The organism is Streptomyces sp. NPDC127084 (genome assembly GCF_042724175.1).
Lineage (GTDB): Bacteria > Actinomycetota > Actinomycetes > Streptomycetales > Streptomycetaceae > Streptomyces.
The window spans coordinates 1-1,490 of the sequence record NZ_JBHXFA010000354.1; the positions used below are offsets into that span (position 1 = coordinate 1).

Consider the following 1,490-nt stretch of genomic DNA (forward strand, 5'->3'; position numbering starts at 1 on the left):
GTGATTCCCAATCAGGTTGTCAAGGCAGGTGGATGACGAATCGTGGCCGCGTCATGGTGTCGCTGTGACGGTGTGTTGAGGTGGGACGATCTCGAAGGTCCGGTGGTCTCGTATAAGGGCCCAGAGCACGTTCAGGCGTCGGCGGGCGAGGGCGAGGACGGCCTGTTTGTGGTTCTTCCCCTCGCCTCTCTTACGGTCGTAGAAGGTCTTCGAGACTGGGCAGCAGCGGGCTGCGACCTGGGCGGAAAGGTAGAAGAGCCGCAGGAGCCGTCGGTTGTAACGGTGCGGTCTGCGCAGGTTGCCGCTGACCTTCCCGGAATCCCTGGGAACGGGAGCGAGTCCAGCGACGCCGGCGAGCCGGTTGGGGCTGCCGAAAACGTTCATGTCCCCGCCGGTCAAGGCGATGAACTCGGCCCCGAGCAGGGTGCCGATGCCGGGCATGCTCAGGACGGCTTCGGCGTGCCGGTGCTCACGAAACCGGCCCTCGATGAGCCGATCGGTCTCAGTGATCACCTCGTCGAGGGCCATCACCTCCTTTGCCAGACGGACCACCATCGCGGCCGCCGTCTTCTCGCCGGGGACCGCGGTGTACTGGGACTCGGCGGCCTCCAGTGCGGTGGCTGCGATGGCCGCGGAATTGCGGACCTTCCGGTTCTTCAGCCAGGTAGTAAGGCGTGCCTTGCCGGTTCTGCGCAGGGCGGCTGGGGTCTGGAAGCCGGTCAGTAGCACCAGCGCTCCCTTCGATGTCTTGTACTCGAAGGCGCGCTCCAGGGCTGGGAAATAGGTCAGCATCTGGGAGCGCAAGCGGTTGATGGCCCGTGTGCGGTCGGCGGTCAGGTCGAAGCGGCGCGCGGTGAGGATCCGCAGGTCCACCGCGATGTCGTCCTCCTCGGCCAGTATCTGCAGGTCACGGCGCATCCTGGCCTGATCGGCGATGACGAAGGCGTCCTTCGCGTCCGTTTTCCCATCACCGCGGTAGGCGCCGGAGGCGTGGTAGACGGTGCGTCCGGGGATGTAGAGGACCGTCTGCCCGTGGTTGACCAGGAGTGCGATCAGCAGCCCGGCCCCGCCGGAGTTGAGATCGACCGCCCAGGTCACGTCTGGGTCCAGGGCTAAAACGTCGCCGATGAGCTCAAGCAGCTCGGGCTCGTTGTTCGCCACGCGTCGCGAGAGCACCACCTGGGCATCTGCGTCGATCACCGTGCAGTGATGCTCCGCCTTGCCCGCGTCCGTACCGGCCCAAAGCATGGGCACGACCACCTCCATCGCCGTCCGTCATATGTCCCAGCAGACGACCTCGCCGACGTGTCCTTACACAGCGATCCAGTTCGCGCATCCCAATGAGCGGCCGAGTCGTCGCGGGGTTCCGGGCGGCCAATCACAGTGAGCCACACCAACGGCATGAGGATGGCAGCCACACCCGGAACCCCTGGGCCTCCCGATCGTACGAAGGACCAGGACGAACCCAAGCAAGAAGGTAAGGAGGATGT

At 65.4% G+C, this 1,490-nt stretch carries 1 protein-coding gene; it reads right to left on the bottom strand.

The window, feature by feature from the left end; genetic code table 11:
- Window positions 1–51 precede the first annotated feature (51 nt).
- The gene (locus ACFWI9_RS34160) at window positions 52–1,266 is read right to left on the bottom strand and encodes an IS110 family transposase (RefSeq protein ID WP_387169166.1); all 1,215 of its coding nucleotides are present in this window, start codon (window positions 1,264–1,266) and stop codon (window positions 52–54) included.
- Window positions 1,267–1,490: the final 224 nt, after the last annotated feature.

Excerpts from the sequence above, each read along its gene's own strand:
- ACFWI9_RS34160 (WP_387169166.1), bottom strand. The coding sequence starts at position 1,266 with ATGGAGGTGGTCGTGCCCATGCTTTGGGCCGGTACGGACGCGGGCAAG.